Origin of the sequence: Bariatricus sp. HCP28S3_A7 (genome assembly GCF_052066375.1) — a bacterium.
GTDB lineage: Bacteria > Bacillota > Clostridia > Lachnospirales > Lachnospiraceae > Allocoprococcus.
Genome location: NZ_JBQHSG010000012.1, coordinates 37,537 through 51,203, shown reverse-complemented (window position 1 = coordinate 51,203; position 13,667 = coordinate 37,537). Strand labels below are relative to the sequence as shown.

Here is a 13,667-nt window from a genome sequence, read left to right as displayed (position 1 = left end):
TTGTATTAATTGTTTTCAAAATAATAGTTAAAAACATATTCAGATTGCCCAAATCACTGCTATATACAAAGGTTTTTGGCATTAATATCCGTACAATTCATAAACAATTAATACATTTGTTTAAAGACATGGCTTTTGACGCCAACATCATGACGGAAGGACCGTCCCCTATTACTACATAAATTTCTCAATCACATACAGTACGCCATCTTCATCATTAGACTTCGTGATATAATCCGCCTTTTCACGAACTAGCGGCTGTGCGTTCTGCATTGCAACGCCGAGTCCAGCGTATTCAATCATCGTTACATCATTATACCCGTCACCGCAGCAGATCATTTCATCGGCAGTCAGCCCGATGCTGTTCAGTAGTTTCTGTAAAGAAAAGGCTTTGTCGATATTCTGCGGCATGATTTCCAAAAAGAATGGGTCGGAACAGTAAATGTTCAGATAGCCGCGGAAATGGGAAATCATTTCTTTGCGGACTTTTTCGATTTCCGCAGGTTCTCCTGTGAGGAGAAATTTATTATTTGATATTGAAGATACTTCATCAAGAAAATGGTCCGTCTGCTTAATCGGCATATGATTGATTCGTGACTCCAGTTCTGCGTATTGATTAATCTGAAGCCCGGAAATCAGTTCGGAAGGACCATATGCAAGAATATCCACCGGATATTTCGACGCGATTTCGTAAATCGGGCGGATGGAATCTGCAGGCAGAGTTCTGTTATAAATTATTTGTCCGGAACGGCAGTCGGTGATCCGAGCGCCGTTAAAAGAAAGAATATAGCTTCCATAGCGTTCCAGATGAAGCTCTCTGGCAAGTGGTTCTACTCCATAGGTAGGGCGTCCGGATGCCAGGACAACTTTTTTACCGTTCTCCTGAATCCGGATCAACGCCTCCAAGGTAGGAGGCGTGATTTTTTTCTCTGAGTTGGTCAGGGTGCCGTCTAAATCCAGTACAAGAATCTGATAGTTCATCGTTTTACCTCAGTTTCATTTCTTTCAGTGCCGAAACGATTTCCGGGAATTCCATGCTGTGGGATGCTTTTACAAGAATCGTATCCCCTTTCTGAATGACATTCTGGATTTTTTCAAGGAATTCCTGCCGTGTTTCGAAATAGAGTACTACACTTTGCGTAGCATGTGCCTTTGCACCGCTGTAAGCATGACGGGAAAGTTCGCCGATACAGCAGATGATGTCAATCTGCTTTTCGGCGGCGTAGGAACCGGTGTTGTAGTGAAGTTCGCATTCGTTTGGACCCAGTTCAAACATATCGCCCATGATGGCAACTTTTCTTCCGGAAGCGGTTGCAAGTACGTCCAGTGAGCTTTTCATGGAGATTGGATTCGCATTATAACAGTCATCAATGATGAGCAGGGAATCGGTCTCAATCAGATTGGTTCTTCCGGAAATGGTCTTTAAGGATTCGATTCCGGACTTGATTTCCTCCGGTGTAAGTCCAAGTGCGAGTCCGGTGCAGGCTGCGGCAAGGGCGTTGTATATCATGTGTTCGCCCGGAACCGGGATATGTACACGGATGGAACCGGCGGACAGGTGCAGAGTACAATTTGTTCCGCGAAGTCCGAGGTTCTCAATCTCATCGGCGTAAGCATTTCTTTCCGGGGAAAGTCCAAAGAAAACGGGAGACTTTCCTTGTACAGAAGAAACAGTGCAAAGCTTGTCATCGTCACCGTTCAGGATGACACATGCATTTGGTTTCAAATGATCGAACACTTCGGTTTTTGCTTTCAGAATTCCGTCACGGCTGCCCAGGTTTTCCATGTGTGCCAGTCCGATGTTGGTGATGACGCAGATATCCGGCTGGCTGATCGATGCGAGGCGGTGCATTTCGCCGAAATGATCGATCCCCATTTCCAGAACGGCAACCTCGTGTTCCTCGCGGATGTTGAAAATGGTCAGCGGGAGTCCGATCTCATTATTAAAGTTACCTTCTGTTTTTAACACGTTATATTTCTGAGAAAGAACAGAGGCAATGGTTTCCTTGGTGCTGGTCTTGCCCACACTTCCGGTGATTCCTACAACTTTGATATCCAGTGCGTTTCGGTAGAAGGCAGCGATATCTTTCAGCGCCTGTTCACAGGAATCTACAAGAATATACGGATGCGGTCCGTCTTCCAGAGGATGTTCGGCAAGAGTAACGAGAGCTCCGTTTTCCATTACCTGCGGGATAAAAGTATGACCGTCCACTTTTGCACCTTTGATCGGCACGAACAGATAGCCCGGCTTTATTTTACGGCTGTCAATTGCTACTCCCTGAATCTCCTGTTCGAGAAAAGGGACATTTCCATGGAATGTGCCATGACAGGCTTCGGTAACATTCTGTATTGTCATATGTTTCATAAGTCATTCCTCTTTCTTAACGGTATCTTGCATCCAGAGATTTCTCAAGGATCAATTCGCACAGCTCACCGTAGCTGATTCCAACAGCAGCGGCTTCTTTCGGGAGAAGGCTGGCAGAGGTCATGCCCGGCAGTGTGTTGACTTCCAGACAGTAGATATTTCCGTCTTCGTCCAGAAGAAAATCGGCACGGGAATAAACGTTCAGTTTGAGAGCACGGAATGCCCGCTCGGTCGCCTTCATCATTTTAGCAGCAACCTCGTCCGGAATATTGGCAGGACAAATCTCTTCAGAACCGCCGGCCTGGTATTTATTTGCGTAATCAAAGAACCCGCTTTTCGGAATGATCTCGATGACCGGAAGTGCCTTACCGTCAATGATTCCACAGGCAAATTCGCGGCCGCGGATATATTTCTCAATAATAACACAGGTCTCGTTCTGGAAGGATTTTTCAATGGCATCTCGATATTCCTCTTCCGTATGGCAAATGTAAACACCGATACTGGAACCGCCGGAACATGGTTTTACAACAACCGGAAGAGAGAGCCCGAATTCGGATAACGGTTTATCTTTGGATTTCTTATACAGCCAGGTCCCTTCCGGAGTCGGGATGTGGTTCAGTTGGAAGATCTGTTTGGTCACACTCTTGTCCATGGCGAGTGCATTTCCAAGAGAGTCAGGACCGGTGTAACGGATGCCCAGAATATCAAAAGCGGCCTGAAGACGGCCATCCTCGCCCACACCGCCGTGAAGTCCGAGGAAGGAGATGTCTGCCATACGGCAGAGTTCAATGACATTCGGTCCAAGGAAACAGTCGGATTTATCTTCACGGGAAGCTTTGACCGCTTCAATGTCAGGCTCCGTCGTGCTGATATTTTCGGCGATGCCCAGGTTTCCGTCCGGAAGATCGAAAACGTCTTCCAGATTCTCAGGTGCATCAGGAAGTCCCAGAAAGACATCCAGAAGGATTGCTTTGTGCCCGCGTTCGCGCAGGGTGCGGCAAATGCCGGCGCCGGAACATAAGGAAACGTCACGTTCGGTGCTGAGCCCTCCGGCTAAAACGATAATTTTCATGATATAGTCACTCCTTTGAACAGTCAGTAATTTCTTTTAAGTTGGTTAGTCAGTCACACTCATTTTGTCAAGCAGTTCTTTCTTGACTGCATACAGCCGGTCTGACAAATCCACATAAACATTGTGTGGATAGAAGAGACGTTTTGTCTCATCCCAGAGGGTGTCTTTCTCCTTGCGACAGTATGCGGCAATTTCTTTGACACTCGGAGAATCGTAGACGCATGCTCCGTTGATGAAAATAGGAACCATCATTTCACGAACCGTATAGGTGCCGCCTTTGAGCTTTGTCTTTTTCCAGGTCTCGACAGGGTCGAAAAGGAGAAGATCCTTGGAAGTATCGATGGTCTCATCGGCAAAACAGATCAGGTCAGCTTTGATCTTGCCGTTTTCTTTCTCATAAATACGGAAAATCGTTTTATTTCCCGGGTTGGTAATTTTCTCGGTATTTTCAGAAAGCTTGATCTTCGGTATAAATTCACCGTCCTTATTCTGAATGGCGGCAAGCTTGTATACGCCACCGAAGGACGGGCAGTCTTTGGAGGTGATCAGATTGGTTCCGACACCCCAAGAATCGATGGCCGCACCCTGAATCTTGAGATCGTGGATCAGATATTCATCCAGATCGTTGGATGCACAGATCGTTGCTTCAGGATGACCGGCTTCATCTAACATTTTACGTGCCTTTTTGGAGAGGTATGCCAGGTCTCCGCTGTCCAGTCGGATTCCGATCTTCATCGGGCTCACTCCGGCGGCTTTCATTTCATCAAATACACGGATCGCATTCGGGACACCGGATTTCAGGGTGTCGTAGGTATCTACCAGAAGTGTGCAGCAGTTCGGATACATTTCCGCATAAGTTTTAAATGCAGTATATTCATCCGGAAAGCTCATGATCCAGCTGTGCGCATGCGTGCCCATAACAGGCACATCAAACATCTGACCGGTGAGAACGTTGGAAGTTCCGACACAGCCCGCGATCATCGCCGCACGTGCACCGTAGATTCCCGCATCCGGCCCCTGGGCACGGCGAAGCCCGAATTCCATGACACCGCCGTCTCCGGCAGCAAATACAATACGGGAGGTTTTCGTTGCAATCAGGGACTGATGGTTAATGATGTTCAGGATCGCAGTTTCCACAAGCTGAGCTTCCATGATCGGAGCGATTACCTTGAGAAGCGGCTCCTTCGGGAAGATTACGCTGCCTTCCGGAATCGCATAAATGCTTCCGGTAAAATGATAACCGCTTAAATACTGCAGAAAGTCTTCTGAGAAAATCCCCAGTTTGCGAAGATAATCCACATCGTCATAACTGAAGTTCAGATTCTTAATATACTCAATGACCTGTTCCAGCCCGGCTGCGATCGAATAGCCGGAATTACAGGGATTGTTGCGAAAAAAAACATCGAAGACAACGACTTCGTTCTCCTGTCTTTCAAAATAGCCCTGCATCATGGTCAGTTCATACAGGTCGGTCAATAGTGTCAGGTTTCTACTGTTCATATCCATTACCTCTTTTCCTTGTCTTTGGAGTTAGACTAATTTGGCATTTCGGTTGATTGTTTCCTGAATGATGTTCTGACAATATTTACCGAGATGCTTTTTTGTATCCTTATCCAGTTCATTTGGATAAATGGGTTTCCCGTATTCCAGAACAACATGTGTTTTTTTAATACGGGGAAAATGATTTTCAAAAATTTCAGCGGTGTTGTTCATGCTTATCGGAACAATGGCACAGCCTGTCTTTTCAGCAATTTTGAAGGAACCGTCATGGAAAGGAAGCATACTTAATTCTTCCCCTTTATTACGAGTACCTTCCGGGAAAATGCAGATTGAAATTCCTTTTTTGACATAGTCGATTGCCTGAAGGATCGTTTTGAGCCCTTCTTTTATATTATCTCTGTCAAGGAACAGGCAGTAGAGATACCGCATCCATGTGGAAAGAAGCGGAATATTCTCCATTTCTTTTTTGGCAACATAGCCGGTCAGACGGCGACAGCGCGAATAAGTCAGAAGAATATCAAAAAAGCTTCTGTGATTTCCGATAAAAAGTACCGGTTCGTCAGGAACGTTTTCTTCGCCGATGACTGTGACTTTAACGCCTGTCATCTTTAAAATGACTTTGAATCCCCACTGGACGATGCGCAGTGAGCTGAGATCGCGTGCTTCCCGGTTAAATTTTCCGATGATCCATTCAATCAGAAAAACGGGAATGGATAAGATTAAATAAAGAATCAAAAAAATTGCTACGCACAAGAAACGTATCATTTGTGGAATCCTCTCTTTCTGGGATGGATGATGGTGGCTGCCAAGGTCCTGCAGTATCATGCAAGCATGACCAAAGTGCTTGGGGTTCCGGGCTACCACGGATTGATCCTGCAACCTAGTATCTTTACATTATACTATCCGAGGAATGAAAATACAAGAAAGATAATATGATATTAGGGAGATTGGAAATTGAACGTGGGAGTCGAGTTGTGGCGGGCAGGGTTGGTGTGATGGTATGTTTGTTAATGCTTGGTCTGTGTGCGGGATGTTCGATTGAGAGAAAAGAGAGGGAAGGAATGGAGAAATTGGAATTTGCCATTGTGGAAGAGGATGACATACCGGATGAAATGAAGGCATTGATTGAAGCGAAAAAAGAGGAACCGTTCCGACTGACCTGGGGCGATGGCGAGTACCTCTATATAGGACAGGGATACGGAGAGAAAACAACCGGGGGGTATCAGATTCTGGTTGATAGATGTCAGGAGACGGAAAATGCTATTTATATTCATACGACACTGCAGGGACCGGCGCAAGGCGAGAAAGTCAGTGAAAAGCCTTCTTTTCCATATGTGGTGATTCAAGTGGACTGGGAGGAGAAACATGTTGTATTTCAGGAAAACAAGGAGGAATAGGATATGGAATTAATTAAGAAGCGAATAAGGACAAATATTTTGGGCAAAACAGTGGTGGATCAATTTACAATCGATGATGATTTTAACGTACCGGATAGTAAAAATGATGTCGGAAGAGTGATCTACGGAGAAGGAAGACTGAAGATAGAAGAGGTCAGAAAAGTAGAAAATTATCTGCGCGTTGCGGGAAAATTATATTTCCGTGTACTTTACGCGGCAGATACGGGAGAGATGCAGCTGTCTTCTCTGGAAGGGAGAATCCCGTTTGAGGAAATGATTTATATGGAAGAAGAAGGGCAGGGGGACTATATCGTTCAGCCTTCCAGAGTTGAGTTTATGGCATCGGTGATCCATTCACGGAAGTTGTCAGTCAAGGCTGTAGCGGAGCTTTCGGTACATACAGAGTGTGTGACGGATGAAGAGACGACGATCGATGTGGAAGAAGAAGGAAACTTATATAAGAAAATGCGTCCGCTAGAATTGCTCCAGCTGCATACCAGTAAGAGGGATGTCTACCGCATCAAAGAGGAAATCACCATTCCCGGAACGAAAGAGAATATCGGTACGTTGCTGTGGACGGACACCGCACTGAGAAAACTGGATACGAAATTATCTCAGGATGCGCTGATTCTTGACGGGGATCTGCAGATCTTCTGCTTTTATGAATCTCAGGAAGGCAAGCTGGACTGGGTGGAGCAGACGGTATCATTTGAGGGCAGAGTGGAATGCATGGGGGCAGATGAAAGCCTCTATCATCATGTATATGCCGATCTTTCAGATGTGGGTGTGGAAATGCGGATGGACGAAGATGGAGAGATGCGTGCACTTGGAATTGAGGCCGCGCTGGAGCTTCGGATCTTGATTTATGAGGAAGAAAAAACGGCGATATTGGAAGACGTATACTCTTTAGAACAGGAATGCATTCCGGAACGCAGAGAGACTGTTTATGAGGAACTGATCCTGCAAAATCAGTCCAGGTGCAAGATCAATGAACGCCTGAATCTGCCGGAACTGAAAGATGAAATTCTGCAGATCTGCCACAGCAGCGGAACGATGCAGGTAGAACACATGGAAGTGGTCCCGGACGGGGTACAGATTGAAGGAATCCTGCATGTAAATTTTCTTTATGTAAAAGCGAATGATCTGGTTCCGTTTGATATGTGGCAGGGAATGGTCCCGTTTTCCTATTTGCTTGAGGGTGGAAAAACATGCCCGGATCTGCGTTATGACATTACCTGCAGGATGGAGCAGCTTGCGATCGATCTTTCCGGAAATGACGAGGTGGAAATCAAGTCAGTCCTGAGCTTCAACAGTTTCCTTAGACGTCCGGTAAAAACGGATGTCATCACTGCACTTGCATTTCAGCCATTCGATGAAGTGCGTATGGGAAAACGTCCCGGAATCACAGGATATATTGTAAAAAAAGGTGATGATCTGTGGAGCCTTGCGAAGCGTTATTACACGACCAAAGAGGGGATTATGGAAATCAATGAAATGACCTCTGAAACACTAAAAGAAGGTCAAAAAATATTGATTTTTAAGGAAAATATGAGTATACTATAAGCATAATGTATACAAGATACAAAAGGAGAAATCTCATGGAGAAATTGGAACTGAAGGCACTGGGGAAGATTAATTTGGGACTGGATGTTCTGGGTAGGCGTGAGAACGGATATCATGACGTACGGATGATCATGCAGACATTGTATCTGTATGACAATGTGATTTTACAGAAGAAGCCGGAACCCGGGATTGAGATCGAGTCTAATTTGTTCTATCTCCCGACGGATGAAAATAACATTGCCTGGAAAGCGGCCCAGATGCTGATGGACGAATTCCAGCTTCCGGGAGGAATTAAGATCTCGCTGGAAAAACGTATCCCTGTAGCGGCCGGAATGGCAGGAGGGAGCTCAAATGCGGCGGCTGTGCTTTACGGAATGAACCGCATGTATCAACTGGGGCTTGATCAGAAGGCACTGATGGATCGGGGCGTAAAACTGGGGGCGGATGTGCCGTACTGTATCATGCGGGGAACGGTGCTTGCGGAGGGAATCGGAGAGAAGTTGACACCGCTTCCGCCTATGCCGAAATGCCAGATCCTCATAGCAAAACCACCGATCAGTGTTTCCACAAAAATGGTATACGAGAAGCTGGATTCCAGAGAAATCACAGTGCATCCGGATATCGATGGGATTCTGGATGGACTGGAGACGGGGAATCTCGAAACAATCGCAGCTTCAATGGGAAATGTTCTGGAGAATGTCACGATTGAAGAGTATCCGGTCATTGCACGCATCAAGAAGTGTATGCTGGCAAAAGGAGCTCTGGGGGCGATGATGAGTGGCAGCGGACCGACAGTCTTCGGAATCTTCAAGGATAGGAAAACGGCAAAAGCGGCATATAACCATTTGAAAAAGCAGGGATTGGCGCGTCAGGTATATGTCGTTAATGTACACAATGTCAGGAGGAGCTAAATATGGATGCGAATTTAAGGCTGGATATGGATGAATATCTGCCACTCAGAGATGTGGTATTTAATACACTCCGCAGAGCAATCCTGCGTGGTGAATTGAAGCCGGGGGAACGTCTGATGGAAATTCAGCTTGCCAATAAGCTTGGAGTGAGCCGGACCCCGATCAGGGAGGCCATTCGGAAGCTGGAACTGGAAGGACTTGTACTAATGATCCCGAGAAAGGGAGCTGAAGTGGCCGAGATCACCAGAAAGAATATGATGGATGTTCTGGAAGTAAGAAAGGCGCTGGAAGAACTGGCGGCTGAGCTGGCATGTGAAAGGATCGGCAAGGAACAGATCGCTGAGATGCGAGTGGCTGCGAAAGAATTTGAGCGTACATTGAAAACTGGTGATGTGACACAGATTGCCGAGGCGGATGAAAAGTTTCATGATATCCTGTATATCGCAACGAATAATCAGAGACTGATTCTTTTGCTGAACAATCTCAGAGAACAAATGTATCGTCTGAGAGTGGAACATTTGAAATTAAAAGAATGTTATCCGCAGCTTCTGGCAGAACATGATATAATTATTGATTGTGTGGAAAAGAGAAATAAAGAAGCAGCGAAAGATATCGTCAGAAGACATATTGATTATCAGGCAAAATCGGTAGGATATGTGCTGGAAGAAAAATAGTGAGGGCAGGTCTGAATAAGACCTGTCTTTTTTGTGTATACTCCGGATAGAAAATATCAGAAATGAAAGCTGTTTTATCGGGAGGTACATAACGATGGAAAGGAAAATCTATCTGCCGGAAGAATATAAGGTAGAACATACGGGATGGAAACATTGGCTTAAGGTGGGAGTGCGTCTGATGCTGGCGGCTCTTCTCGGGTTGCTATTGACCGGAAGCGTGATGCGGATCGGTCAGACTACTGACAAGGTACAGGAAGTGCAGAAAAGTCTGGCTGGGGAAGTGTTTCGCTTTCATGTACTTGCCAACAGTGACAGCCAGGAGGATCAGGAGCTGAAGCTGAAAGTTAAAAATTCCGTAATTGCGTATATGAAAAAAGAATTGCCGGATGCTAAAAATGCGAAGGAAACGAAAGTGTGGGCAGAAGAACATTTAGATGACATTGAAGAGGCTGCCAAACAGACTGTACTGGACGAGGGATATGCATACCCGGTCCGGGCAAGTGTAGGTTGGTACAGTTTCCCGGATAAAACATACGGAGATGTTACATTTCCTGCGGGAGAATATGAAGCATTGCGTATCGAAATAGGAGAGGCCAAAGGACAAAACTGGTGGTGTGCATTGTATCCGAATCTTTGTTTTGTAGACTGCGTGCATGCAATCGTTCCGGAAGAAGGAAAAAAAGAACTGGAATCAGTGCTTACAGAAGAAGAATATGAATTGATCACAGTCGGAACAGAATTCAAGATTAAATGGTTCTTCCTGGGAGAAAAATAAAAAGAATCCCGAAGAAAGTCATTTGCAATTTCAGGAAAAGGTGGTAAAATGTGTATACCTTTGGTCATTTATGATGAATAAGATAATAATGAAATAATGTGTCCGTCAGCCACCGGGTTGACGGTCCTTTTACGAAAGGGGAAAATATAATGACGGATTTGTTGGTGAAGATGTTTGTAAAGAACTATGAGGATACGGATAATATTTCTGTACGTACAGCTTACGGGGTGCTTGCCAGCGGTGTGGGTATTGCCTGTAATGTGCTGTTGTCCCTGGCAAAGATGATGGTTGGAATGCTCCTGCACAGTGTTTCTGTCATGGCGGATGCATTTAACAATCTTTCCGACGCGGGATCTTCGATCATCGGACTTGTCGGAGTGAAAATGGCAGAAAAGCCGGCAGACGAAGATCATCCATTTGGACATGGCAGAATCGAATATGTGGCGGCGTTAATCGTGGCCTTTCTTGTAATTGAAGTGGGATTTACTTTTTTTAAAGACTCGATCAGTAAAATCAGACATCCGGAGGAACTCCGTTTCCAGATGGTTTCTATCGTGATCCTTGGAATGTCCATTCTGGTTAAGCTCTGGCTTGGAATGTTCAATAAGAAGCTTGGCAAAAAAATCGATTCTCAGGTTATGATGGCAACGGCGGCGGACTCTCTTGGAGATGTCATTGCAACTGCGGCTACGGTAGTTTCCATCCTGTTTTGGAAAGTGACGGGGATCAACATTGACGGCTTTGTAGGTCTGGGCGTTTCCCTGGTAGTGATGTGGGCAGGAATCGGAATTGCGAGAGATACGCTGGAACCGCTGATCGGAGAGGCAACGACACCGGAAGATTATCGGAGAATCAAGAAATTTGTGGAAAAATATGACGGGATCATGGGGAGCCACGACTTGATCGTACATAATTACGGACCGGGAAGAAGCATGGCAAGTATTCATGCGGAGGTTCCAAATAATGTGTCGATTGAGGTTTCCCACGAGATCATTGACCGGATCGAAAGGGATGCGGCAAAGGAACTCGGCATTTTCCTTGTGATACATATGGATCCGTTGGAGACAGAAGATCAGACAGTACTGAAAGTCAGAAAGAAAACGGAGAAAGCAGTAGAAGAGTTAGACTCCCGCTGCAGTATTCATGATTTCCGAATGGTAAAAGGTGAGGATCAGATCAATCTTATTTTTGATCTGGTGGTCCCGAGAGAATATTCGGAAAAAAAGGGAGATGAACTGATGATACGTGTGATCGAGAGAATGCAGGAGATTGATAAGCGCTATCAATGCGTGATCACACTGGAAAATAGTTTTGTCGCAGAGTAGAAGAAAGTAAAAGAGGAGAATGTGAATGTATAGATTTGAAAGCAGAGTACGGTTCAGTGAGATCGATCATACAGAGATGATGACCCTTCCGGCGCTTGTCAATTATTTTCAGGACTGCAGTACGTTCCACTCCGAGTCTCTCGGACTAGGGATTGAAGCACTGAAGGAAAAAGGGAAAGCCTGGATCCTGTCATCCTGGCAGATCGTTGTGGAGCGTTATCCGAAAATGGGAGAAGAGATCCAGATCGAGACATGGCCTACGGGATTTGAGAAAATGTGCGGGACACGTAATTTCCGCATGCGTACCAAAGACGGCGAAGTGCTGGCATACGCCAACTCCATCTGGGTATATATGGATATCAGAAAAGGACGCCCTGCAAGGCCGGATGAACAGGAAATTGCTGCATATGGAGAGGAAGAAACTCTGAAAATGGAATACGCATCCCGGAAAATCGCGTTGCCCAAAGAGACCGTTCCAAAAGAAAGGTTTCCGGTACGGCGTTCCCAGATCGATACGAATGAGCATGTGAATAACTGTCAGTATATCCAGATGGCGTTGGAAGTCATGCCGGAGTGTGAGCGCGCATCACAGGTGCGGGTGGAATATAAGAGATCAGCGGTTATGGGGGATGTTATTTACCCGAGAACGGCTGTGGAAGCGCTGCGAAAAGTCATAGAACTCTGCGATGAAAACGGTGGAATTTTTGCGGTGGTGGAGTTTGAATAGGTAAGAAGTGCCTTGCCATTATGGAGAGAACAGTGTAATATAAAATAGAATCAAACCGGGCACAGAAGAAGCCTGTTTTGTGAAAGGATAAAGAGAAATGGAATTAGGAAAAAAGCAGGTATTAACTGTAGTTAAGCAGGTGGATTTTGGCGTATATCTCGGAAGTGAAAAAGAGAAGGTACTGCTTCCGAAGAAGCAGGTTCCGGACGGCATTGAACCGGGGGATCCGGTGGAGGTCTTTCTTTATAAAGATTCCTCGGACAGGCTGATTGCAACAACGAATGAGCCGAAGCTGATGCTGGGCGGACTGGCGGTGCTGAGTGTGCTGCAGGTAGGAAAGTTTGGCGCGTTTCTGGATTGGGGACTGGAGAAGGATCTCTTTCTTCCGTTCCGGGAACAGACATTTAAAGTAAAGCCGGGGGATGAATGTCTGGTTACACTTTACGTGGATAAAAGTGAAAGACTTTGCGCGACGATGAAAGTATATGAGCATCTCAGAAAAGATTCACCATATCAGAAGGATGACCGGGTGGAAGGAATCATTTACGAGGGCAGCGATAATTTCGGTATGTTTGTTGCAGTGGATGATCAGTACTCCGCGCTGATTCCGAAGAGGGAGGTAACTCCGGGACTTCGGCCGGGTATGCGCATCACTGCCAGAGTAACGGAAGTGAAGCCGGACGGGAAGCTGAACTTAAGTGTGCGGGAGAAAGCATTTATCCAGATGGATAAAGATGCCCTGATGGTACTTCAGAAAATCGAAGAATGCGGCGGAAAACTTCCATTTAATGACAAAGCGGATGCGGAGCGGATCAAGAAGGAATTCGGAATCAGCAAGAACGCATTCAAGCGGGCAGTGGGACATCTCTATAAAGAACGCAAGATTGAGATTCTTGCGGATAAGATTGTATTAAAGTAAAAACACACAAAAAATACCATGTGAAATTGTATATATTTCACAAAACGCTGAAAATAAAAAAAGCACTTGCAATTTGTTAAATTTTTGATTATATTGAACTTGTAAGGCGAAGAAATGGTGAAAAAGAAAAGGAGATGTGCAATATGAAGGTACAGAATATTACGAACATTGAAAAGTTTTTTAAGGTAGTTGACAGCTGTTCAGGAAAGGTAGAACTTGTTACAGGAGAAGGCGACAGACTGAATCTGAAATCAAAATTATCTCAGTATGTTTCCATGGCAAATATCTTCTCTAACGGAGAAATTCCGGAACTGGAAATCATCGCATATGAGAAAGAAGATATCGATAAACTGGTTTCGTTCATGATCAACGGCTAATAGATCATAGATTGAATCATATAAAAGTGATAAAAGGCTGCTGTCCTGCATATTCTGCGGGG

14 protein-coding genes are annotated in these 13,667 nt (G+C 45.4%); 9 read left to right on the top strand and 5 right to left on the bottom strand.

Features of this window, described 5'->3' with window-relative positions; translation table 11 throughout:
• Positions 1–174: 174 nt before the first annotated feature.
• Genes ACTNA4_RS09705 through ACTNA4_RS09685 form a run of 5 tightly spaced genes read right to left on the bottom strand, consistent with a single transcriptional unit; the run spans position 175 to position 5,702 of the window.
• Positions 175–981: a Cof-type HAD-IIB family hydrolase gene (locus ACTNA4_RS09705; protein ID WP_441029827.1), complete on the bottom strand. Its 807-nt coding sequence runs from the start codon at positions 979–981 to the stop codon at positions 175–177.
• A 4-nt stretch (positions 982–985) separates the two neighbouring features.
• Positions 986–2,365, bottom strand: a complete 1,380-nt coding sequence (locus ACTNA4_RS09700; protein WP_427807651.1) for a UDP-N-acetylmuramoyl-tripeptide--D-alanyl-D-alanine ligase — start codon at positions 2,363–2,365, stop codon at positions 986–988.
• Between the two features lie 16 nt (positions 2,366–2,381).
• The gene (locus tag ACTNA4_RS09695; RefSeq protein ID WP_441029825.1) at positions 2,382–3,437 is read right to left on the bottom strand and encodes a D-alanine--D-alanine ligase family protein; all 1,056 of its coding nucleotides are present in this window, start codon (positions 3,435–3,437) and stop codon (positions 2,382–2,384) included.
• 45 nt (positions 3,438–3,482) lie between these two features.
• Positions 3,483–4,937, bottom strand: a complete 1,455-nt coding sequence (locus ACTNA4_RS09690) for a nicotinate phosphoribosyltransferase (protein ID WP_427807647.1) — start codon at positions 4,935–4,937, stop codon at positions 3,483–3,485.
• A gap of 30 nt (positions 4,938–4,967) precedes the next feature.
• Positions 4,968–5,702 carry a lysophospholipid acyltransferase family protein gene (locus tag ACTNA4_RS09685; RefSeq protein WP_427807645.1) on the bottom strand — a complete coding sequence of 245 codons (735 nt, stop codon included), beginning with the start codon at positions 5,700–5,702 and terminating at the stop codon, positions 4,968–4,970.
• A gap of 209 nt (positions 5,703–5,911) precedes the next feature.
• Here ACTNA4_RS09685 and ACTNA4_RS09680 point away from each other — a divergent pair, with 209 nt between their 5' ends.
• The 9 genes from ACTNA4_RS09680 (at position 5,912) to ACTNA4_RS09640 (ending at position 13,605) form a co-directional block, all read left to right on the top strand.
• Positions 5,912–6,334, top strand: a complete 423-nt coding sequence (locus tag ACTNA4_RS09680; RefSeq protein WP_441029823.1) for a protease complex subunit PrcB family protein — start codon at positions 5,912–5,914, stop codon at positions 6,332–6,334.
• Positions 6,335–6,337: 3 nt separating this feature from the next.
• Positions 6,338–7,897: a DUF3794 and LysM peptidoglycan-binding domain-containing protein gene (locus tag ACTNA4_RS09675; RefSeq protein ID WP_441026807.1), complete on the top strand. Its 1,560-nt coding sequence runs from the start codon at positions 6,338–6,340 to the stop codon at positions 7,895–7,897.
• 35 nt (positions 7,898–7,932) lie between these two features.
• Positions 7,933–8,808 carry a 4-(cytidine 5'-diphospho)-2-C-methyl-D-erythritol kinase gene (ispE, locus tag ACTNA4_RS09670; RefSeq protein WP_427807639.1) on the top strand — a complete coding sequence of 292 codons (876 nt, stop codon included), beginning with the start codon at positions 7,933–7,935 and terminating at the stop codon, positions 8,806–8,808.
• A gap of 2 nt (positions 8,809–8,810) precedes the next feature.
• Entirely contained in the window at positions 8,811–9,482 is a 672-nt protein-coding gene (locus ACTNA4_RS09665) for a GntR family transcriptional regulator (RefSeq protein WP_427819585.1), read from the top strand.
• Positions 9,483–9,576: 94 nt separating this feature from the next.
• Positions 9,577–10,257 carry a stage II sporulation protein R gene (gene spoIIR / locus ACTNA4_RS09660; RefSeq protein ID WP_441029821.1) on the top strand — a complete coding sequence of 227 codons (681 nt, stop codon included), beginning with the start codon at positions 9,577–9,579 and terminating at the stop codon, positions 10,255–10,257.
• Between the two features lie 149 nt (positions 10,258–10,406).
• Positions 10,407–11,582, top strand: a complete 1,176-nt coding sequence (locus tag ACTNA4_RS09655; protein ID WP_427807633.1) for a cation diffusion facilitator family transporter — start codon at positions 10,407–10,409, stop codon at positions 11,580–11,582.
• Positions 11,583–11,607: 25 nt separating this feature from the next.
• Positions 11,608–12,309 carry an acyl-[acyl-carrier-protein] thioesterase gene (locus ACTNA4_RS09650; protein ID WP_441029819.1) on the top strand — a complete coding sequence of 234 codons (702 nt, stop codon included), beginning with the start codon at positions 11,608–11,610 and terminating at the stop codon, positions 12,307–12,309.
• A gap of 97 nt (positions 12,310–12,406) precedes the next feature.
• Complete coding sequence (locus ACTNA4_RS09645) at positions 12,407–13,228, top strand: CvfB family protein (protein ID WP_441029817.1); 822 nt, start codon at positions 12,407–12,409, stop codon at positions 13,226–13,228.
• 143 nt (positions 13,229–13,371) lie between these two features.
• Positions 13,372–13,605, top strand: a complete 234-nt coding sequence (locus tag ACTNA4_RS09640) for a polya polymerase (protein WP_427807627.1) — start codon at positions 13,372–13,374, stop codon at positions 13,603–13,605.
• Positions 13,606–13,667 lie beyond the last annotated feature (62 nt).

Coding starts and splice junctions, on each gene's coding strand:
- ACTNA4_RS09705 (WP_441029827.1), bottom strand. CDS start 981: ATGAACTATCAGATTCTTGTACTGGATTTAGACGGCACCCTGACCAAC.
- ACTNA4_RS09700 (WP_427807651.1), bottom strand. CDS start 2,365: ATGAAACATATGACAATACAGAATGTTACCGAAGCCTGTCATGGCACA.
- ACTNA4_RS09695 (WP_441029825.1), bottom strand. CDS start 3,437: ATGAAAATTATCGTTTTAGCCGGAGGGCTCAGCACCGAACGTGACGTT.
- ACTNA4_RS09690 (WP_427807647.1), bottom strand. CDS start 4,937: ATGAACAGTAGAAACCTGACACTATTGACCGACCTGTATGAACTGACC.
- ACTNA4_RS09685 (WP_427807645.1), bottom strand. CDS start 5,702: ATGATACGTTTCTTGTGCGTAGCAATTTTTTTGATTCTTTATTTAATC.
- ACTNA4_RS09675 (WP_441026807.1), top strand. CDS start 6,338: ATGGAATTAATTAAGAAGCGAATAAGGACAAATATTTTGGGCAAAACA.
- ispE (WP_427807639.1), top strand. CDS start 7,933: ATGGAGAAATTGGAACTGAAGGCACTGGGGAAGATTAATTTGGGACTG.
- ACTNA4_RS09665 (WP_427819585.1), top strand. CDS start 8,811: ATGGATGCGAATTTAAGGCTGGATATGGATGAATATCTGCCACTCAGA.
- spoIIR (WP_441029821.1), top strand. CDS start 9,577: ATGGAAAGGAAAATCTATCTGCCGGAAGAATATAAGGTAGAACATACG.
- ACTNA4_RS09655 (WP_427807633.1), top strand. CDS start 10,407: ATGACGGATTTGTTGGTGAAGATGTTTGTAAAGAACTATGAGGATACG.
- ACTNA4_RS09650 (WP_441029819.1), top strand. CDS start 11,608: ATGTATAGATTTGAAAGCAGAGTACGGTTCAGTGAGATCGATCATACA.
- ACTNA4_RS09645 (WP_441029817.1), top strand. CDS start 12,407: ATGGAATTAGGAAAAAAGCAGGTATTAACTGTAGTTAAGCAGGTGGAT.
- ACTNA4_RS09640 (WP_427807627.1), top strand. CDS start 13,372: ATGAAGGTACAGAATATTACGAACATTGAAAAGTTTTTTAAGGTAGTT.